Annotated in this window: 16 protein-coding genes; 10 read left to right on the top strand and 6 right to left on the bottom strand. The window is 44.1% G+C overall.

All coding sequences use genetic code 11. From position 1 onward, the window contains the following. Positions 1 to 89 precede the first annotated feature (89 nt). Positions 90 to 521: a type IV pilin protein gene (locus IQO02_RS05190; RefSeq protein ID WP_010438935.1), complete on the bottom strand. Its 432-nt coding sequence runs from the start codon at positions 519 to 521 to the stop codon at positions 90 to 92. Between the two features lie 102 nt (positions 522 to 623). Between IQO02_RS05190 and IQO02_RS05185 the strand changes: the two genes are divergently transcribed. The 7 genes from IQO02_RS05185 (at position 624) to tadA (ending at position 7,357) form a co-directional block, all read left to right on the top strand. Beyond that, positions 624 to 1,124 (top strand): GspH/FimT family pseudopilin, encoded by a 501-nt coding sequence (locus tag IQO02_RS05185; protein ID WP_016794136.1) that lies wholly within the window; start codon positions 624 to 626, stop codon positions 1,122 to 1,124. Beyond that, entirely contained in the window at positions 1,102 to 1,704 is a 603-nt protein-coding gene (locus IQO02_RS05180; RefSeq protein ID WP_010438939.1) for a PilW family protein, read from the top strand. The genes IQO02_RS05185 and IQO02_RS05180 overlap by 23 nt, the downstream gene beginning before the upstream one ends. Beyond that, positions 1,701 to 2,966, top strand: a complete 1,266-nt coding sequence (locus tag IQO02_RS05175; RefSeq protein WP_016785982.1) for a hypothetical protein — start codon at positions 1,701 to 1,703, stop codon at positions 2,964 to 2,966. Before IQO02_RS05180 ends, IQO02_RS05175 begins: the two co-directional genes overlap by 4 nt. Further along, positions 2,956 to 3,366, top strand: a complete 411-nt coding sequence (locus IQO02_RS05170) for a type IV pilus modification PilV family protein (RefSeq protein ID WP_016768353.1) — start codon at positions 2,956 to 2,958, stop codon at positions 3,364 to 3,366. The genes IQO02_RS05175 and IQO02_RS05170 overlap by 11 nt, the downstream gene beginning before the upstream one ends. Positions 3,367 to 3,636: 270 nt before the next feature. Next, positions 3,637 to 5,199 (top strand): AbgT family transporter, encoded by a 1,563-nt coding sequence (locus tag IQO02_RS05165; RefSeq protein ID WP_010438945.1) that lies wholly within the window; start codon positions 3,637 to 3,639, stop codon positions 5,197 to 5,199. A 208-nt stretch (positions 5,200 to 5,407) separates the two neighbouring features. Beyond that, entirely contained in the window at positions 5,408 to 6,697 is a 1,290-nt protein-coding gene (locus IQO02_RS05160) for a hemolysin family protein (RefSeq protein ID WP_010438948.1), read from the top strand. An 87-nt stretch (positions 6,698 to 6,784) separates the two neighbouring features. Further along, entirely contained in the window at positions 6,785 to 7,357 is a 573-nt protein-coding gene (gene tadA, locus IQO02_RS05155) for a tRNA adenosine(34) deaminase TadA (protein ID WP_371956769.1), read from the top strand. Between the two features lie 83 nt (positions 7,358 to 7,440). Here the strand turns inward: tadA and IQO02_RS22340 are convergent, their stop codons facing one another. Both IQO02_RS22340 and mltF read right to left on the bottom strand, forming a co-directional pair. Continuing rightward, the gene (locus IQO02_RS22340) at positions 7,441 to 7,575 is read right to left on the bottom strand and encodes a hypothetical protein (RefSeq protein WP_010438952.1); all 135 of its coding nucleotides are present in this window, start codon (positions 7,573 to 7,575) and stop codon (positions 7,441 to 7,443) included. Between the two features lie 368 nt (positions 7,576 to 7,943). Then, a complete protein-coding gene (gene mltF, locus IQO02_RS05150) occupies positions 7,944 to 9,512 on the bottom strand; it encodes a membrane-bound lytic murein transglycosylase MltF (RefSeq protein WP_102305938.1) in 1,569 nt (522 codons plus the stop codon). Between the two features lie 329 nt (positions 9,513 to 9,841). On the opposite strand from mltF, the gene purL reads away from it, so the two are divergent. Beyond that, positions 9,842 to 13,738, top strand: a complete 3,897-nt coding sequence (gene purL, locus IQO02_RS05145) for a phosphoribosylformylglycinamidine synthase (RefSeq protein ID WP_016784799.1) — start codon at positions 9,842 to 9,844, stop codon at positions 13,736 to 13,738. 253 nt (positions 13,739 to 13,991) lie between these two features. Then, complete coding sequence (locus IQO02_RS05140; protein WP_010438960.1) at positions 13,992 to 14,525, top strand: DUF3332 domain-containing protein; 534 nt, start codon at positions 13,992 to 13,994, stop codon at positions 14,523 to 14,525. Positions 14,526 to 14,623: 98 nt separating this feature from the next. Here the strand turns inward: IQO02_RS05140 and dapD are convergent, their stop codons facing one another. Then, positions 14,624 to 15,655 (bottom strand): 2,3,4,5-tetrahydropyridine-2,6-dicarboxylate N-succinyltransferase, encoded by a 1,032-nt coding sequence (gene dapD, locus IQO02_RS05135; RefSeq protein WP_010438963.1) that lies wholly within the window; start codon positions 15,653 to 15,655, stop codon positions 14,624 to 14,626. 505 nt (positions 15,656 to 16,160) lie between these two features. Here dapD and ushA point away from each other — a divergent pair. Further along, positions 16,161 to 17,861: a bifunctional UDP-sugar hydrolase/5'-nucleotidase UshA gene (gene ushA / locus IQO02_RS05130; protein WP_016792172.1), complete on the top strand. Its 1,701-nt coding sequence runs from the start codon at positions 16,161 to 16,163 to the stop codon at positions 17,859 to 17,861. Positions 17,862 to 17,932: 71 nt separating this feature from the next. Here ushA and IQO02_RS05125 read toward each other — a convergent pair whose 3' ends face one another. Continuing rightward, positions 17,933 to 18,574 carry a MarC family protein gene (locus tag IQO02_RS05125; protein WP_010438967.1) on the bottom strand — a complete coding sequence of 214 codons (642 nt, stop codon included), beginning with the start codon at positions 18,572 to 18,574 and terminating at the stop codon, positions 17,933 to 17,935. A 232-nt stretch (positions 18,575 to 18,806) separates the two neighbouring features. Beyond that, complete coding sequence (locus tag IQO02_RS05120) at positions 18,807 to 19,796, bottom strand: GGGtGRT protein (protein ID WP_016790314.1); 990 nt, start codon at positions 19,794 to 19,796, stop codon at positions 18,807 to 18,809. Positions 19,797 to 19,798: the final 2 nt, after the last annotated feature.

Genomic DNA, 19,798 nt, shown 5'->3' with positions numbered 1-19,798 from the left:
AGGCTTTTTTGATCTTCTCGTTTAGTTAAAAAATGCAGCTATGTATATGCTTAGTCATTCATTACTCATACCAAGGATATTAACGTCTATTAGTTCCAGCAATTTACAGGGGATTCTTCACCTGAAGATTTGAGCGTCATTGTTTTGGGAGTGCCTAGGCAAGAGTCACCACTTTGCCCCTTAGTTGACTGTGCCGTGGCGGTTATTGTATATGCCATGCTACTTGAACTTGCGACAGAAAATACATAGCGGTCACTTGGTGATTCACATATAGCACAAGCCCCTCCTGAAATAATACTGCCCCAGTTATAGACACCGTTGTATGACTGCTCAAGTGTGAGTTGTATTTTTGCCATATCAGCTAATGCTGCTGTTCTATGCGATTTAATGACATGTTCGGTATAGCTTGGGTAGGCGATAGCGGTTAGCACTCCAATAATAGCCACTGCGACCAATAGTTCGATCAATGTCATCCCTTTGCAACTTAAGTTGTTGTTGTTGCATTTATTTTTTCGAATCATCACGAGTAGTTCCTTCTCTATATTCAGCCTATTTTTCTTCGGTGGTAGCATCCTTGCAAGATTAAATACGGTTACGTATCGGTTTACATAGGAATTTGGGAAATGTCTCGCGGGTTTACCTTCTTAGAGCTACTCATAACCATATCAGTGCTCTCTATATTATTGGCTGTTGCCGCTCCAAGTTTTAGTTCTGTCTCGGAAACAGTGAAGATGCAACGGTTAGCTACTGAGTTGAATGGTTTTATGATGCAGGCAAAATCTGAGGCAGTTATGAGAAATACTGATCTTTGGGCTCATTTTTTAATGAATGGTAATTCAAATGACACCGGTGATTGGAAAATTGAATTGACCGAATTCGATATTCCGAATACTGGTACGACAATTCTTACACTGGAAGGTGCCTCATTTCGAAACGTAGATTTCACCGTTAACTACAGTTCTGAACAAATTAAATTTAGTGGAGTAAACGGTAAAGCTAAAGATGGCCATCTCTTATTTGATATGAACTCTAAGCCTTTAAAGTTTATAACATATCGTACTTCAGGAAGAATGAGAATTTGTGGTGTAGAAGGAGACTTTTATGGTTATCAGATCTGCACTTAGGAGGCAGCAGTTCGGTGCAACATTAGTCGAATTTATGATCTCTTCCATTTTGGGAATTGTCGTTATTGGAAGTGTGGGGTCGGTATTTATATCCGGACAAAACATCGCATCCGAGAGAAGTAAAGAATTATTACTATTACAACAAGTTTCAGGAGCTCTTCAATACTTTAAAGAAGATATCCAGCGTGCGGGCTACGATGGAGGGACAGGTGTATCTCTAAAATTATCAGGCTCCACCGATACTTTATATATTTCTCCTGATTCAAAAACGGTTGCATATGCTTACACTCATCAATCAGAGATTCGAAATGTCGCTTTTGTATTTGATTCAGGTTTGGTCAAGGTGTGTGATAGCCCCTCCAGTATCGTAAAAACAGTATCAGCGGCGATTAGTGGGTGCTCTTCTATCTTTGAGCCGAATCAAATTAGAGTCGTTGATTTTCATGCGAATCAGTCAAGTATTGAATCTCAAGGGGTTAGTTCAGGTATTACAACCATTATGATTTCTGCTGAATTAGTAGGAGATACGTCCGTTAATTATTCATCAAGTGTGATTGTAAAAAATAGGAATTGGCGATGAATAAAAATCAACAAGGTGCGGTTGTTTTACTTACAACAAGTGTATTACTAGTTACTGCGTTAATGTTGACTTTTGGTAGTTATCGCTCTGTTTTTTATCAAATAAAAAGATCTCAGAATGAAGTAGAAGCGCGCAAGCAACATTGGGAAGCAGAGGGAGGTCTAGAGTGTGGGTTTACAGAAATCAAAGAAGATAATTCCACTCATCCGTTAGACCATATTTATAACGCATGTACTTTATCCTCCATTTCTATCTCCCCCAGTACTATAGGTGATACAACATATACGTTGACCTCAATGAGTGGCTACAATTCCCTAAAAAAGAATATAACAATAACTTCTCGTTTCATTGGAGCAATTCAAGCTCGTTCTAACCTCAAATTGATTGGTGCAAATGAATTTATTCCTGATGTAGAAGGAGTCGATCAATGCGTATCTGTAAGATATGCGAGTGGATTCATCATGAACGGTTCATTTAAAACTTTGAACCCAGCAGGAGTTACTTGTAACAGCGCATATCAAACAGATACCGCTGAATCCGATTACTCATGCCCTTCAGGCGATAGCAATTGTGTTAAGCATAGTAAATGGGATTATGATCTAACTGTCGCAGGGGATGATAGAACACATAGAGGGCCTGGTAAGCTAGTAGAAAATGATTTTGTTTATGACTCTAGTCTCGATCCATTTGAAAGCTTTTTTGGGGATACAAGAAGTAATATTGACTCAATAAAAGCTGAATATGAGATTGTACAAGGGACTGTAACTTCAGGCTTTTCGGGAAGTGATAGCTGTCAGGACCGGATTAAGAATGCCTACTCTTTGAATGATTTCGTTTGGGTTGAAGGGGACTGTGACCTAGAAAGTGGCAACTTGTTAAATACAACCTTAATTGGTGTTTCATCGAAGGTGTTAGTTGTTCAAGATGGAATTCTTACCGTGAATGGAGCTAATGATTTTCCAGGCATTATATATCACTTATTTACCTCTACGATTTCAAGCAGTGCTGATTTAAGTTCGCGTTGGACAAGTGATGTTTCTACGTATAGCAATCTATCTACAGCTGAGTTAACGACTACCCAAAAACAGAAGCTAACATTCTTTTCACGTGGTGCATTTAAACCTAAAGGAGGTTACGTTTTTGATACTCCTGGCGGCTTAACCGTTTTTGGTGTTTCACTAAGTTTGACCTTTGACTCTGGATCTGTCCCAAATAACAGCTCAAAGGCGAAGTGGCAGAAAGGTTCATGGAATGATTTATAAGCAAAAAGGTTTTAGCCTAATTGAAGTACTCATTTCATTTTTATTGATAGGAGTCGGTTCGCTAGGGCTAATTAAGTTACAAACATATGTTGAGCAAAAGTCTGACTTTGCTATTCATAGTGTAGAAGCTTTGAATTTGGCTGAAAATAAGCTGGAATGGTTTAGAACTCGAGGCGCATCTGCCGCTTTATCGAGTATAACGCCTGCGGATTTTGCTACGGATATTGTTGATGGCATGGATCACTCGCATTTTAAATATCAACTTGATTGGACAGTGACGAACAGTTTATCCGGAGCGCTGAAGACCGTTCAGATAACAAGCTCATGGGAAGACCGGTTTGGTAATAATCAAGAGATCGAATTACATACCATGATTTCTAAATACAGCGAGTTCGATTGATTGGGTTTATAACTTCAATGTCGTGATAGTTTGCTCTTCTCGGACATTCTTTATGTGCCAGTTAAAACTCTGTATATGGAATGGTATGTTTTGTGTTTTTATATTGTTGCTGTTGTATGGTATTTTTGCAAAATATGTCTCCATTTATGGAAAATAAGATGGAATCTTGTGCTTTTTAATGACGACTTTAATAGAATATGTGCTGCACCAATAGGCCATGGTCCAAACTTATATTAGGCCTAAACAAACAACATCACATATGGAGTTACCATGAGTAACCAAGCCGTAAAAAAAGCACCATCGACTGAGAAGATCAGTGGAATGGACCGCTTTCTAAACTTCATTGAACGCGCCGGCAACAAAATTCCAGATCCAGCAATTCTGTTCTTCTGGGCTCTAGTTATTGTATGGGTAGCATCTGCACTTTTGTCGAATCTTTCATTCGATCTAATCAACCCTCAAACGGGTGCTGCTCTAGAAGTTAACAACCTACTCACTGGTGAAGCGCTTGCTAGCTTCCTCGCGAATATGGTTACCACGTTCACAGGTTTCGCACCTCTAGGCATCGTACTTGTTGCTATGCTAGGTGTTGGCGTTGCTGACTCTTCAGGCTTCATTACGACTGGCCTTAAGAAGATGCTTAATTTCACGCCAGCTAAGCTATTAACGCCAATGCTAATCTTGGTTGCTATCGTGTCTCACACAGCAGCAGATGCAGGTTACGTTCTAGTCATTCCTCTTGGCGGCATCATCTTCCACGCAGCGGGTCGTCACCCTCTAGCGGGTATTGCAGCAGCGTTTGCTGGTGTATCAGGTGGTTTCTCAGCGAATTTCATTCCTTCAGGTATTGATCCGCTACTAGCAGGTTTCACTCAAACCGCGGCAAACGTTCTTGACCCTGCATACGTGGTTAACCCTCTAGCGAACATCTTCTTTACTGGCCTATCTTCAGTTCTAATCGTTGGTATCGGTTGGTACGTAACAGAGAAGGTTATTGAGCCTCGTCTTGCTAACACACCTGTTGATGAAGATGCAGAACAGGCACCTGACCTAGGTACATTCACAGCGATTGAATCTAAAGCATTCAAATTTGCTGGTTGGGCAATGGTTGCGGGTATTGGTCTACTTATCGCAGCTTTGGTTCCTGAAAACTCAGCACTTCGTTCGCCTGAAGGTGAACTAACAGCGTTCTCAGCGCCAGTAATGAAGTCTATTGTTCCTCTGATCTTCATCCTGTTTATTATTCCAGGTATCGTCTACGGCCGTGTAGCGGGTACTTTCAAGAATAGTAATGATGTTATCAAAGCAATGTCTGAGACAATGGCAACGATGGGCGCGTACATTGTAATGTCGTTCTTCTGTGCTCAGTTCCTATCTGCATTCGCTCAATCAAACATCGGTACTATGCTGGCACTTTATGGTGCAGAAGGCTTGAAAGCGATGGACCTTCCAGGTGAAGCAACGGTTGTTGGTATGATTCTACTAACGGCTGCAGTTAACCTTCTTGTGGGTTCAGCTTCAGCTAAGTGGGCTCTTATTGGTCCTATCTTAGTTCCTATGCTAATGGTTGTGGGTATCTCTCCAGAGCTATCTCAAGCGGCTTACCGTGTTGGTGATTCAGTGTCTAACATCATCTCTCCATTGATGGTGTTCTTCCCACTGGTTGTTGTTTACTGTCAACGTTACGTTAAGTCGACAGGTATCGGTACTCTAGCTTCTCTAATGATGCCATTCTCGATTGCTATGCTAATCGGTTGGTCAATCTTCTTGCTAGCTTACTGGGCTCTTGGTATCCCACTAGGTATCCAAGCTCCTTACACTTACACAATGTAAGCTAAGTAAGAAAAGCAAAAAGTTAGTAAGATAAAATCATCGAAGCCTGCACCAAAATGTGCGGGCTTTTTTTTTCGCTATTTTTGTCTATTTTTTATATCTAAGACTTTTTATATCCACAACTTTTTATATTCAAAATCAAGACACTCAGCTTATACTCCGGATTACGGCTAATTGTTGGTCGGTAAAATTAGGAAATCCAAGCCACATGAAGATTCTGCTTTTAGTGGGGTTAATTGTTTTAAATGGTCTGTTTGCCATGTCAGAGATTGCACTGGTAGCAGCAAAGAATAGTCGGTTGAAACGCTTAGCCGAAAAACATCGCTCCGCTCAGGTTGCTCTCGAGCTTAAAGAAAATCCCACTCGTTTCCTTTCAACCATTCAGATTGGTATTACAGTGATAGGCCTACTCAGCGGTATTGTGGGTGAGGCGACCCTATCTGCGCCACTGGCCGTTCAACTTGAACTCTGGGAATTCGACCCTGCACAAGCAAATATCCTGTCTACTGCGATCGTCGTTGTTGGTATTACTTATTTCGCGATTGTTGTGGGTGAGTTGGTGCCAAAGCGTTTTGCTCAATCCCAAGCTGAAAACATCGCCGTGTTAGTCGCATTGCCTATCTTCTGGTTATCTAAAATCGCGACACCATTTGTGTTTGCGTTGTCTGCTTCAACCGAAGGTATTCTCAAATTAATGGGACGTGGTGGTGAAGAAGATAGTGTCACTGAAGATGACATTCATGCCCTAGTGAAAGAAGGCTCTGAATCTGGTGTGATAGAACGTGGCGAGCAAGAGATGATTCGTAATATCTTGCAGCTTGATGATCGTCTTGTGAGCTCGTTGATGACCCCACGGCGAGATGTCGATTTTCTGGATATTGACCAACCTGTTGAGCAGTTGCTGAAGAAGCTGCGTTTATCAAAGCACAGCGTATTTCCACTTTGCCAAGACCACCTTAATCAAGTCGTCGGTACGGTGTCAGCCAAAGCTTTGCTGAATCAGGCGGGCAATTTAAGTATTCAAGTTATTATGGGGCTCTCTAAATCCCCAATCTATGTTCCAGAGTCGATGAAGGCGTTGCGCTTACTGAGCTACTTTAAAGGTTCAGGTGCTGAGATGGTCTTTATTGTTGATGAATATGGCGATGTGCAAGGCCTTGTGACGCACTATGACATTCTTGAAGCGATCGCCGGTGAGCTGTCTAATAACCCTCAAGACCTGTGGACTGAGGAAGTCGAAGACGGTTTACTGGTGGATGGATTGATCCCGCTCAGTGAACTAAAGAATCGCTTAGAGCTATCAGAGCTAGAAGTTGAGAAAGAAGGTTTCCAGACGTTGAACGGCTTAATCTCTTGGTTAATTGGTCGCTTACCTGAGGTTGGCGAGGTTGTCGAATATCAGCAATGGCAGTTTGAAATTACCTCGGTTGAAAACAATCGAATTGTCAGCGTCAAAGCGACTCCGATAACCAACGACTTTAGCGACGCTAGTCGTTAGTGACTCAATGAACAGGCCTGCCGTTAATATCTTTAATCTCGCTATTGTTCGTTGTCTCGCTATTGTTCATTATTACTAAGATTAGGTATGCTTCACGGCATACCTATTTTTTGCTTTACCTTTTTGGAGTTCCCTTTGTCAGATCATCAATTTAGCCCTCAAGATGAAATCTTCATGCGACGCGCCATCGAGGTAGCGAAGCAAGCTGAGAAAGAGGGAGAGGTTCCCGTTGGTGCGATACTGGTTAAAGGTGGAGAGATTATCGCTGAAGGGTGGAACCGTTCGATTGGCAGCCACGATGCGACAGCACATGCTGAAATCGAAACCTTACGTAAAGCGGGCCAAGCTTTGGAAAATTATCGCTTACTTGATACTACGTTATACGTCACTTTAGAACCATGCCCTATGTGCGCAGGTGCTTTGTTACACAGCCGCGTAAAACGAATTGTCTTTGGAGCGCCAGACTTAAAGGCGGGAGCTGCAGGTACAGTACTTAATTTGTTTGAAAGCCAAGCCTCATACCACTATGCCGACGTTGAACATGGCTTGCTAGAAGCTGAGTGTCGTGAGCAATTGCAGGCGTTTTTCAAGCGTCGTAGAAAAGAGATCAAAGAGAAAAGAAAGCAAGAGCGCTCAGAGGAAGAATCGAGACAGAAATAAGGCCCATCTAAATAGGCACTCTATCTTTTAGGAGTGCCTAAGTGCCTAAGTGCCTAAGCAAACTTACTTGGTCATCATGGCATTTACTCAGCAATCATCTGCATGAAAGCACGGTTGCGCCAAATGATCTTTTTCTTATTATTTGAAAGCATACGCTTACGACGGTTTGCAGCAACAGTCTTATCAAGGCGTTTCGATTTCAGCTTGTTCTTCATCATTTCAATGACTTCCTATTTGTCGTCTGACTTTTTAATTTGGACTAACGATTTAATTATAGTGTTATTCGTTTATTTGGCCTGTCGTACGCTTGGCTTACTTAGAAGAGCAGTTCTAGTCTAAAGCCAGCATCGAAGTTCAACAGAGCATAATCTTGATTGTGGTGTGCCGTTATAAGGTTCGATTGTTACTGCAATATGACATTCCTAATTTCACAACACAGTTTTATGGTGAGAATCCCCAGTTGCTTAGTTGCTTAGTTGCTTAGTTGCTAGTTACTTAGTTACTCAGTCAGAGATTCTGCTATTTTGCTTCTTATCTTGCAGACAATAAAAAAGAGCAATGCTAATTGGCATTGCTCTTTTGGATTTTACTGCAAGGATTCTGAACTGCTGACTGTCGGCTGAGCTGCGCTGATAGTCGATTCAGCACCTGAGATTTCTAGAGGTGGGATCACCACCAAATCTTCAAGGTTAGCCTCTTGTTCTTTATTTCGCTTATTTACATGACCAATAATGCTTTGGTAATAACGGCGAATGTTCTCTACGTAGTTCCTAGCTTCATCACCACGTGCATACCCGTACCGAGTTTGGCTGTAATATTTCTTTTGTCTTAGCAGAGGTAACCTATCTTTTACATCACCCCAAGCGTCAGGATCGCCACCTTGCGCTTTGGTTAAGCGACGAGCATCCATCATATGTCCGTAACCGACGTTATATGAGGCTAGGGCAAACCAGATTTTTTCGTGTTGGGTGATTGAGTCTGGAACTCGGTTAACGATACGACGCAAGTATTCAACACCACCTTGTACCGACTGTTTAGGGTCAAGACGGTTAGTCACGCCAACGCTTTTCGCTGTGGGTAGCGTCAGCATCATCATGCCACGTACACCGGTTGGTGAGCGAGCAACAGGATTCCAGTGTGACTCTTGGTATGCCAAAGCGGCAATCAAGCGCCAGTCAAACTCTTGAGAGTATTCCTGAAAGAGTGGCGACCATTTTGGCAGTTTGCTATCCAGTGCACGGATAAAGGCGCGAGTATCAACGTAATCAAAGGTACCAATGTGACCTATATACTTCTCTTCGAGTGATGCGAGCTCACCAGATTGTTTTAGGTTGCCGAAGAATTCAATCAGTAAAGCATACAGGCTTTCGTCTTCAGATTTCTGTAAGTACCAAGAGATAGGTTGGTCTTCTGTTAGCTCAAAAGCGAGAGCGACCTCTGGATACAAACGTTGCGCCAATGAAAGCTCAATTGAATCTGCAACGGTAAACAGTCGCTCTCCTGTCGAGACTTCTTTTAGTAGGTCGTTGACGTCCGCATTACCGACCGCATCGTAGGTAAAGTCATCATGTGTGTTCTGTAGCTGTTTTAGTGTTGGCTCGAAGTGTGAGTCTTTTACTACAATTAAAGAGGGGGTCAGTGTTTCGCTTGATGACGCCTCTTCTGATTCAGTTTGTGCTTTTTCAAACTCAGCCTGACGTTCATTTTCAAACTTGATCAGTTGCTCAAGGTTTCTTGGTCGCCACTGGCCTTTTTTGTACACGACTTGTTGGCTTACATAATAATAAGCTGGCGCAGCGCGATAAGCGCGTGTCAGGTTACTATTTTGCGTTAACCCAGTTGCGATAAGATCGATTTCGCCTTTCTGTAACGCTGGGAATAGGCCGGATAAACGGTAAGCGGGTTTAACCTCAAGCTTTACACCAAGCTCTTGCGCAAACTCACGAGCTAATTCGTAATCCAAGCCTGCTGGGCCATCTGGACCGATGTAATAAGAGAGTTGGTTATTCAAGGTGCCGACACGAAGAACGCCACGGTCTCGTATCTGCTCAAGAACACTTTTAGGTTCAGATTCAATCTGGCATCCCGCTAACCCAAACAGAGCGATAGCGATCAGAAGGAATTTAGACGAAAAGATGAGCGTAAATTTAGGCATCAAAATGAAATCTCAAAAAGTAGAAGCTCCTTTATACCAAACCCCGCAAGACTGGCAAAGCTGCTTTAATTAAACAGTTGTAAAAGTGCTGATAAATGCAGCAAAAGTTCCATTTGAGCAGAAAGATAAAAAAAATAACGCAAACGGTTGCTTTTGGTGTTACGTCACAAAAAGAAATGCTTTATAATGCGCTCGCATTGAAGAGGTGGGATCGGCATAGGTTTGGCAACCTTCGGGAATAGCTTCGAAGAAAACAGTTAGGTTGTTCCTATAACCCACTGAATTTATTCCAATACTACCTTAATCAACTGCATAAGAGACCTAAGCACATGAGAATTTTGCGTGGCTCCCCAGCTCTATCTGAGTTTCGTGTTAACAAGCTTTTAGAGCTTTGTCGTGAATTAAGCTTACCTGTAACAGGTATTTACGCTGAGTTTGCCCACTTTGCTGATCTAACGGCAGACCTAGACGAGTCTGAAGTTGAGAAGCTAGAAAAGCTACTGACTTACGGTCCAACGATTGAAGAGCATGAGCCTGAAGGTTTATTGCTGCTTGCAACGCCACGCCCAGGCACTATCTCGCCTTGGTCTTCAAAATCAACAGATATCGCACATAACTGCGGACTGGCTAAAGTGTCACGTCTAGAGCGCGGTACTGCTTTCTACATTGAAACCTCTTCTGAACTTTCTGAGCTTCAACTTGTTGAGCTGAAAGCAATCCTGCACGACCGTATGATGGAAGTGGTTTTCACTGACTTCGAATCAGCGGCTGCACTATTTACAGTTGCTGAGCCTGCTCCATATGCGGAAGTTGACCTATTAACTGGTGGGCGTAAAGCGCTTGAAGAAGCAAACGTTACCCTAGGTCTAGCACTTGCAGAAGATGAGATTGATTACCTTCTTGAAAGCTTTACTGAAAAGCTAGGTCGTAATCCGACTGACATCGAGCTAATGATGTTTGCACAAGCGAACTCAGAGCACTGTCGTCACAAGATCTTTAACGCTGATTGGACTATCGATGGCGTTAAGCAAGAAAAATCATTGTTCAAGATGATTAAGAACACCTTTGAAACGACACCAGAACACGTTCTGTCTGCTTATAAAGATAACGCAGCGGTAATGACCGGTTCTGAAGTGGGTCGTTTCTTCCCAGATCCAGAAACTCGCCAATACAACTACCACCAAGAAAAAACACACATCTTGATGAAAGTTGAAACGCATAACCACCCAACGGCAATCTCTCCATGGCCGGGCGCATCAACAGGTTCAGGTGGCGAAATCCGTGATGAAGGCGCAACCGGTATTGGTGGTAAGCCAAAAGCTGGCCTTGTTGCTTTCTCTGTATCTAACCTTAAGATCCCGAACTTCGTTCAACCTTGGGAAACTGACTTTGGTAAGCCGAGCCGTATCGTTACTGCTTTGGATATCATGCTTGAAGGTCCTCTTGGTGGCGCAGCATTCAACAACGAATTTGGTCGTCCAAACCTATTAGGTTACTTCCGTACATACGAAGAGAAAGTAAATTCTCACGCAGGCGAAGAAGTGCGTGGGTACCATAAACCAATCATGCTTGCTGGTGGTCTAGGCAACATTCGTGATGATCATGTTCAGAAGAAAGAGATCCCAGTAGGTGCAAGCCTAATCGTTCTTGGTGGTCCAGCAATGAACATCGGCCTTGGTGGCGGTGCTGCATCTTCAATGGATTCGGGTTCATCTTCTGAAGACCTAGATTTCGCTTCTGTACAACGTGAAAACCCAGAGATGGAACGTCGTTGTCAGGAAGTTATCGACCGTTGTTGGCAGCTTGGTGATGCGAACCCAATCGCATTCATCCACGATGTGGGCGCGGGCGGTATCTCGAATGCTCTTCCTGAGCTAGTCGACGACGGCGAGCGTGGCGGTATCTTTAATCTACGTGACGTACCAAACGATGAGCCGGGCATGAGCCCACTTGAGATCTGGTGTAACGAATCTCAAGAGCGTTACGTTATGGCGGTTGCTGATAAAGATATGGCAACGTTCGACGCGATTTGTAAACGTGAACGCGCACCATATGCAGTGGTTGGTAAGGCAACAGAAGAGCGTGATCTGAAACTAGAAGATTCACACTTCGACAACACGCCAATCGACATGCCTATGGACATCCTATTAGGTAAAACACCTAAGATGCACCGTGACGCGAAGACGCTAAAAGCAAACAATCCTGCGATTGACCGTTCTGGTATCGAACTAAACGAAGCGGTTGACCGTATTCTTCGCCTACCAACAGTGGCAGAGAAAACATTCCTAATCACTATCGGTGACCGCTCGGTAACGGGTCTTGTAGCTCGTGACCAAATGGTTGGCCCATGGCAGGTTCCAGTTGCTAACTGTGCGGTAACGGCAGCAAGTTACGACTCTTACCACGGTGAGGCGATGTCTCTTGGTGAGCGTACGCCAGTTGCACTACTTGATTTCGGCGCGTCAGCTCGTCTAGCGGTTGGTGAAGCAATCACTAACATTGCAGCGACCAACATCGGCGATATCAAACACATTAAACTGTCGGCTAACTGGATGTCTCCAGCAGGTCACCCTGGTGAAGATGCAGGCCTTTATGAAGCGGTTAAAGCCGTGGGTGAAGAGCTATGTCCGGCACTGGGTCTAACTATCCCTGTGGGTAAAGACTCAATGTCGATGAAGACTAAGTGGGAAGAGAACGGCGAGCAGAAAGAAGTCACGTCTCCGCTATCTCTTGTTATCACTGCGTTTGCACGTGTTGAAGATGTTCGTAAAACGATTACTCCTCAATTACGTACAGACAAAGGTAATACAAGCCTAGTTCTTATCGATTTAGGTAACGGCAAAAACCGCATGGGTGCAACAGCACTTGCTCAGGTTTACAAGCAACTTGGTGATAAGCCAGCAGACGTAGACAACGCGGCACAGCTAAAAGGCTTCTACGAAGGCGTTCAAGCACTTGTAGCGAACGACCAAGTTGTCGCTTACCACGATAAAGGCGATGGCGGTCTATTCGTAACGCTAGCTGAAATGGCGTTCGCAGGTCACTGTGGTGTTAATGCTGATATTGCAGCGCTAGGCGAAGATGCTCTAGCAGCACTATTCAACGAAGAACTGGGTGCGGTAATCCAAGTTCGTAACGACGACCTAGACACAGTACTTTCAACTCTTGCAACAAATGGCCTAGAAGCGTGTTCACACGTAATCGGCTCTGTTGAAGCCTCTGATGAGCTAGTGATTAAGTCTGGCGAGTCTGTAGTGATTGAACGTAACCGCACTGAATTACGTACTATCTGGGCTGAAACCACGCACAAGATGCAAGGTCTACGTGATAACCCAATCTGTGCAGACCAAGAGCACGAAGCGAAGAAAGACAACTCAGATCCAGGTCTGAACGTGAAACTAAGCTTTGACGTAAACGAAGATATTGCAGCGCCATTCATTAACACGGGCGCTAAGCCTAAGATGGCGATTCTACGTGAGCAGGGGGTTAACTCTCACGTTGAAATGGCAGCAGCATTCGACCGTGCAGGCTTCGAAGCGACGGATATTCACATGAGCGACATCCTAACGGGTCAAGCGGTATTAGAAGAGTACAACGGCCTTGTGGCTTGTGGTGGCTTCTCTTACGGTGACGTACTAGGCGCAGGTGAAGGTTGGGCTAAGTCGGTTCTATTTAACGACTCGACTCGTGATCAATTTGAAAACTTCTTCAAGCGTGAGGATACCTTCTCTCTAGGTGTGTGTAACGGTTGTCAGATGTTGTCTAACCTACGTGAGCTTATCCCTGGTGCCGAGTACTGGCCACGTTTCGTTCGTAACGAATCAGAGCGTTTTGAAGCTCGTTTCAGCCTAGTTGAAGTTCAGAAGTCTGATTCTGTATTCTTCAACGGTATGGAAGGTTCTCGTATGCCTATCGCTGTTTCTCACGGTGAAGGCCGCGTAGAAGTGCGTGACAACGACCACCTAAACGCGATTGAAAACTCAGGTACGGTTGCTCTACGCTACGTTGATAACAACGGTAACCAAACGCAGCAATACCCGAACAACCCGAATGGTTCGCCAAACGCTATCACAGGTTTAACGACTACCGATGGCCGCGTAACTATTATGATGCCTCACCCAGAGCGTGTATTCCGTACGGTTGCTAACTCTTGGTCTCCAGAAGGTTGGGGCGAGAATGGCGCTTGGATGCGTATGTTCCAAAACGCACGTAAGAATGTGGGTTAATCTGGTTCACTAAACTGAATCATTTGAAAAGCCAATAAAAGCGCAGACCGAAAGGTCTGCGCTTTTTTGTTGGCAACTCTTTAGGAACCAGAGCGAAACAATTAACGTTTGCAGTTTGCTGTTCTAAAAAACTCCACTACGCTAAATGTTATGGAATCAATTTGTTAGGCTCTGAATTTCTGTACGTGAACAGGAAGACTGCTGTTTGGCTATGCAAAAAACTGAATCAATCATTGTGGCATAAGAGGGAACTATGAAAACAACAATTACAAAAGCCGTTGCAGTAGCAGCGATTGTCATGTCGTTAGCTGGGTGTGTTGGTAGTAATGCGGTTACTGGGAAACTAATGAAGTTTAACGTTGAGGTTGTAGACAACCGTTACGCTCGTGCCGGGGTCAACTTCTTGCTTGCTCCAGTTTACGCTTTAACATTCGCAGCCGATTACATCGTATTCAACTCGATCGAATTCTGGGTAGGCAAAAACCCACTCACTGGCGCGCCTCACATCTTTGATAGCAAAGTCGACACCATGATTGATGTGAACGACAGCCTAGATGATTCGCTGAAAGAAGCCCCACTTGGTTTCAACAATCGTCATATCGAGCAAGGCGAAATGCAACAAATCGATGAAAATACGATACGTATGGACATTACCTATAATGATGGCCAAAAAGCTGTACTGATGGGTGTTCGTGATGGCGACAAGGTCAGTTACTACATGGATGGAACATTGGTTTCAGAAACTTCTATTCAGGCTCTTGAGCAGCTGGCAGCCGAAAAAGCATAATCTAGTTTGTTTATTCTTATAAAAGAAAAGCCGCTGGATTAAACCCCCAGCGGCTTTGTAGTTTTTAGTATCTAGTAATTTAGCGTCTAACGTTTAGATTAGTTGTTGCTGTGTAGCTCGCTGTTTAGTTCAACAGCAGACTTGTTCGCTAGGCACTCAATTTGACCTGTGATCGAGTTGCGACGGAACAGCAGATCAGAAACGCCAGCAAGGTCACGAGCTTTAATGATTTCTACTTCGTTGCCTTCTTTATCTAGCATGCGAACTTTAGTTCCCGCAGTCACGTAAAGACCCGATTCAACCGTACAACGGTCGCCCATTGGGAAGCCAAGACCTGCATTTGCACCTAGTAGACAGTTTTCGCCGATAGAGATAACCATAGTACCGCCACCTGACAGAGTACCCATGATAGAAGCGCCGCCGCCGATATCAGAACCGTTACCCACAACAACACCAGCAGAGATACGACCTTCAACCATGCTCACACCAGTTGTACCTGCATTGAAGTTGATGAAACCTTCGTGCATTACTGTTGTGCCTTCACCTACGTGTGCGCCAAGACGAACACGAGAAGTATCAGCGATACGAATACCCGTTGGTACCACGTAATCCACCATTTTAGGGAATTTGTCTACGCAATCTACAGTCAGAGCACGACCAGCTAGACGAGCTTCAATTTGACGCTCCGCTAGTTCAGGAAGGTCGATAGGGCCTTCGTTTGTCCATGCGATGTTGTGCAGTAAACCGAAGATACCGTCTAGTACCGTACCGTGCGGTTGTACTAAGCGGTTAGAGATAAGTTGTAGCTTTAGGAAGCCTTCAGCAACAGATGCTGGCTTCTCGTCAGTAGCAAGAATAACAAGAACAAGTGGCTGTTCAGACGCTGCAGCTTTTTCTGCGAAAGATGCGTTTGCTGCATCGTCGTTTGCTGCGAATGCTTTCGCTAGTTCTGCGCTTTGTGCAGCAGAGATTTCGATAGCTTGGTTGCCTTCAGAGTAACCTGATACTTCAGCCACTGCGGCCACAAGAGCGTCGCTTGGATTTAGAAGTGGATTAGGGAAGAACGCTTCAATAATTTTATTGTCGCGATTTGTGGTTGCCGTACCGAAGGCTAGTGAAAAGTAAGCCATGTTGAATCTCCATGTGTTGAGTCTTGATTTTGCTATTCAATAACAGAAGCTCGAATAACAAGCGCTGCCGTTAGCAAAGTTAATTTAATTGCGTTCATCATAAAGAGAGCGCCCTCGTTATGAAAGGGCGTATCGGGATAAAGTCTGTAAAATGATATTGCTTGTCTTTTTAGCGATAGTTTTCATTATCCGGATATTATACCTCGCTCTTAAACAGGGGCGTGCTTGCTTAAGTAGCGCTGTGCCATTTCATTTCCACACCTGACACTTATCTTTAGCCCATCCTCTTGTTAGCAGTATCAATAGAGTGAGTCACACTTTCTTTATAAATTCATGTTTATTATCAGAATTATTCGACTTCTGTTGATTAATCGCTTGTGCCTACAGTTAGGGTAAATACCCAATTTTCCAGAAGTGTAATTAAGAGAACGATCACTAAAACCCTGCAAGATGTCAGTATATTGCCTGCCATAACGACATTAAAACGATTAATAAAGGATCTTCTATGAATTTTACTAAGTCTTTACTGGTGCTCTCTATCGGCATAGCGATGGTTGGTTGTGGCTCGGATAGTGACGACATCACGGTAACGTGTGACACAGCTGCTTCTTGTACCAAGTTTACTGTGTTACATACTAACGATAATCACGGTCGTTTTTGGGAGAACAGTAAGGGTGAGTATGGGATGGCGGCTCGTAAGACGCTGATTGATAGTATTCGTGCAGAAGTTACTCAAAATGGTGGTGAGACGATACTATTGTCCGGTGGCGACATTAATACTGGTGTGCCAGAGTCTGATATGCAGGATGCGGTACCAGATTTTGTAGGTATGAATCTTCTTGGTTACGACGCGATGGCGTTAGGTAATCACGAGTTCGACAATAGCTTGGATGTGTTAGATATGCAGGCGGAATTGGCCGACTTCCCGATGCTAGCGGCTAATATTTATATCAAAGATGGAGACACAGTTACTGATGAACGCCTTTTCTCTCCATATAAAGTATTCACTATCAATGGCTTAAAGGTTGCGGTTATTGGCCTGACAACTAAAGATACGGCGAAATTAGTTAACCCTGACAACGTCGCGACGATTCACTTTGCCGACCCGCAAGTCGAAATCAAAAAAGCCATAAAAGAAATTGAGGCCAATGAAACGGTTGATTTGATTTTTGCTACGACTCATATGGGGCACTACGCAGATGGTCAGCATGGTAGTGAAGCGCCTGGCGATGTGTTGCTTGCTCGCTCTCTAGAAGAAGGTCAGTTAGATGCCATTATTGGCGGGCACTCTCAAAATCCTGTTTGTATGGAAGGTAATGAATATGCTGATTTCAATCCGGGAGATGACTGTAAGCCGGATCAGCAAAATGGTACCTACATCATGCAAGCTCACGAATGGGGTAAATATGTAGGTAGAGCTGATTTTGAGTTTTACGATGGAAAGCTGCATTTAGCGAAGTACGACCTGATACCCGTGAACTTAAAAGAGAAGGATGAAAATGGTGATTACCAATTTATCCAATCTGAAATTGAACCTAATTCAACAGTAATTGCTACTCTTTCCGCGTATCAGCAGCAGGGACAAGAGTTGTTAGATGTCATTATCTCTAAAACCGATGCGAAGCTTGAAGGTGACCGTAATGTGGTTCGATCTGAGCAAACTAACCTTGGTCATTTGTTAGGGGAAGCTTATCGCACTTATAAGTTAGTTAATGCTGATTTTGGTGTGATGAACTCTGGTGGTGTTCGTGACTCAATTGCGGCGGGTGATATTGCTTATCGTGATGTGCTGACGGTTCAACCTTTCGGAAACTTCGTGACTAAAGCAACGATGACAGGGGCTGAGGTTAAAGCATATTTAGACGTTGTTGCGACGATGACTGCAGGATCTGGCGCTTATGCCCAGCTCGACAATATTAGCTTAACCGTCGACTGTGATTTGAGTGATGTGACCATTCGAGATATCAATGGCAAAGGCTTTGATTTAGCGGACACCTACACGTTCTCCGTGATCAGCTTTAGTGCCGCTGGCGGTGATGACTACCCAATAATTGATGTTGATTCGACGCAGTTAACGGATGCCGCTGTGTTGCGCGAGTTCTTTGTTAATAACCCTAATGTCACTGCCGCGCAGTACGCACCAGCAGATGGTGATCTAATCTATATGAGTAATGGTTTAGAAGTGAAAGGCTGCCCAGCGAACTAATTCACAAACAAGCCTTAAAAAATAGCCAGCAAATTGCTGGCTATTTTTGTATTGGAATTTTGAGGTATTAACTAGATAAACAGCGCCTTGTAAGCCTGTTCTATCCCTTCAATCAACATCTGCATACCAATAACTGCAAGTATCAAACCCATCATTCGAGTAATTACGTTCAACGCACTTGGTCCGACAGCTTTAACAAAGCGCTCCCCGAATACAAACAGTATGTAGGTTAGGGTACATAGGAGGCCAAACGCCACAATGGTAATGATGGTCTCGTAAATCCCCTCTGTGCTGGCAAAGTTCATCGCAGTTGCAATGGTGCCGGGACCCGCTAGTATTGGCATGGCTAAAGGTGATACCGCGATACTCAATGCTGCATCTTGCTGCGCGTCTGAATTGACCTTCTCTTTTGCTTTGGCATGCGTCGAGTCACCTTGTAGCATGTGAAAACCAATCAGAAATACAAGAATACCGCCGGTTATGCGCAGTGCGTAAAGCGTGATACCAAACAGGTCAAAGATGAGCTTGCCGGAAATAGCAAAGGTACTCACGATGATAAAGGCGATGAACACTGAGCGGAAAGCGATCGACTTAACCATCTCTCTATTGCTATCAGCCGTTAAACCCAAAAATATTGGGGTATTGGCGATGGGATTCATGATGGCAAAAAAGCCCATGAATACGGTGATGGTATGAATGATCAACTCTTTCATATTATTCCTTTAAAAATATAAGGTTAAATACCTAGCGATAGGTGTATTTAATCTTATAGATAAATAACGATTAGGAATAGATAGTAGAGCAAATATGGATGAAAAACAGCCAGCTTCAAACTGGCTGTTTAGATTTAGTGATAGATGTCGAGGTTCATTTGCGCGTTATTGTCGGTTTATCAATTAACGGATTTCTTATGGAGCCTCTAATTAGATTTACTAAGTTCAGTCGTTAGGCGTTTTGAGCTTCACTAACAGCAACCGCGAGAGCGACTGTCGCGCCTACCATTGGGTTGTTACCCATACCGATGAAGCCCATCATTGCCACGTGAGCCGGAACAGAAGAGCTACCAGCGAACTGAGCGTCAGCGTGCATTCTGCCCATGGTATCTGTCATGCCGTAAGACGCAGGGCCTGCTGCCACGTTATCTGGGTGTAATGTTCGACCTGTACCGCCGCCTGAAGCAACTGAGAAGTAAGGTAAACCTTGGCGAGTACGCTCTGCTTTGTAGATACCTGCAACAGGGTGTTGGAAGCGCGTTGGGTTAGTTGAGTTACCTGTAATACTCACATCTACTTCTTCTCTGTGCATGATTGCCACGCCTTCACGTACATCATCAGCGCCGTAACACAAGATCTCTCCGCGAGGGCCTTGTGAGAAGCGGCGACGTTCTGTTTCAACAAGCTCACCCGTTTGGTAATCGTATTGAGTGCGCACGTAGGTAAAACCATTGATGCGAGAAATTAAGTAAGCCGCATCTTTACCTAGACCATTGAGTATTACCTTTAATGGGTTGTGACGTGATTTGTTGACGTTGAGTGCAATTTTAATCGCACCTTCTGCAGCAGCAAAAGATTCATGGCCCGCAAGGAAAGCAAAACAGTGGCTTTCTTCATTTAGAAGACGCGCAGCTAGCGCACCGTGGCCGATCCCCACTTGGCGTTGCTCAGCAACGCTGCCAGGTTTGGTGAATGCTTGAAGGCCTTCACCAATGATATTCGCAGCTTGTTCAGCGTTGCTTGCTTTGCGGAATAGAGCTAGTGCTGAACCAAGGATATAAGCATCGGCAGCGCTTTCAAAAGCAATAGGTTGGGTGTCCATCACCATGGCTTTTGGATCAACGTTGTGGGCTTTACAGTATTGGTTCGCTTGCTCTAAAGAGTCGAAGTTCATTTCTGCCAATACGCGAGTTACTGATTCATTAAATTGAGTGTTCATCATAT

The organism is Vibrio sp. OPT24, from assembly GCF_015163545.1.
GTDB classification, from domain to species: domain Bacteria; phylum Pseudomonadota; class Gammaproteobacteria; order Enterobacterales; family Vibrionaceae; genus Vibrio; species Vibrio cyclitrophicus.
This window is presented reverse-complemented; position numbering and strand designations above follow the sequence as displayed.

Bases quoted from the DNA above. Each gene is read 5' to 3' on its own strand.
- IQO02_RS05190 (WP_010438935.1), bottom strand. From the start codon at position 521: ATGATTCGAAAAAATAAATGCAACAACAACAACTTAAGTTGCAAAGGG.
- IQO02_RS05185 (WP_016794136.1), top strand. From the start codon at position 624: ATGTCTCGCGGGTTTACCTTCTTAGAGCTACTCATAACCATATCAGTG.
- IQO02_RS05180 (WP_010438939.1), top strand. From the start codon at position 1,102: ATGGTTATCAGATCTGCACTTAGGAGGCAGCAGTTCGGTGCAACATTA.
- IQO02_RS05175 (WP_016785982.1), top strand. From the start codon at position 1,701: ATGAATAAAAATCAACAAGGTGCGGTTGTTTTACTTACAACAAGTGTA.
- IQO02_RS05170 (WP_016768353.1), top strand. From the start codon at position 2,956: ATGATTTATAAGCAAAAAGGTTTTAGCCTAATTGAAGTACTCATTTCA.
- IQO02_RS05165 (WP_010438945.1), top strand. From the start codon at position 3,637: ATGAGTAACCAAGCCGTAAAAAAAGCACCATCGACTGAGAAGATCAGT.
- IQO02_RS05160 (WP_010438948.1), top strand. From the start codon at position 5,408: ATGAAGATTCTGCTTTTAGTGGGGTTAATTGTTTTAAATGGTCTGTTT.
- tadA (WP_371956769.1), top strand. From the start codon at position 6,785: ATGCTTCACGGCATACCTATTTTTTGCTTTACCTTTTTGGAGTTCCCT.
- IQO02_RS22340 (WP_010438952.1), bottom strand. From the start codon at position 7,575: ATGATGAAGAACAAGCTGAAATCGAAACGCCTTGATAAGACTGTTGCT.
- mltF (WP_102305938.1), bottom strand. From the start codon at position 9,512: ATGCCTAAATTTACGCTCATCTTTTCGTCTAAATTCCTTCTGATCGCT.
- purL (WP_016784799.1), top strand. From the start codon at position 9,842: ATGAGAATTTTGCGTGGCTCCCCAGCTCTATCTGAGTTTCGTGTTAAC.
- IQO02_RS05140 (WP_010438960.1), top strand. From the start codon at position 13,992: ATGAAAACAACAATTACAAAAGCCGTTGCAGTAGCAGCGATTGTCATG.
- dapD (WP_010438963.1), bottom strand. From the start codon at position 15,655: ATGGCTTACTTTTCACTAGCCTTCGGTACGGCAACCACAAATCGCGAC.
- ushA (WP_016792172.1), top strand. From the start codon at position 16,161: ATGAATTTTACTAAGTCTTTACTGGTGCTCTCTATCGGCATAGCGATG.
- IQO02_RS05125 (WP_010438967.1), bottom strand. From the start codon at position 18,574: ATGAAAGAGTTGATCATTCATACCATCACCGTATTCATGGGCTTTTTT.
- IQO02_RS05120 (WP_016790314.1), bottom strand. From the start codon at position 19,796: ATGATGAACACTCAATTTAATGAATCAGTAACTCGCGTATTGGCAGAA.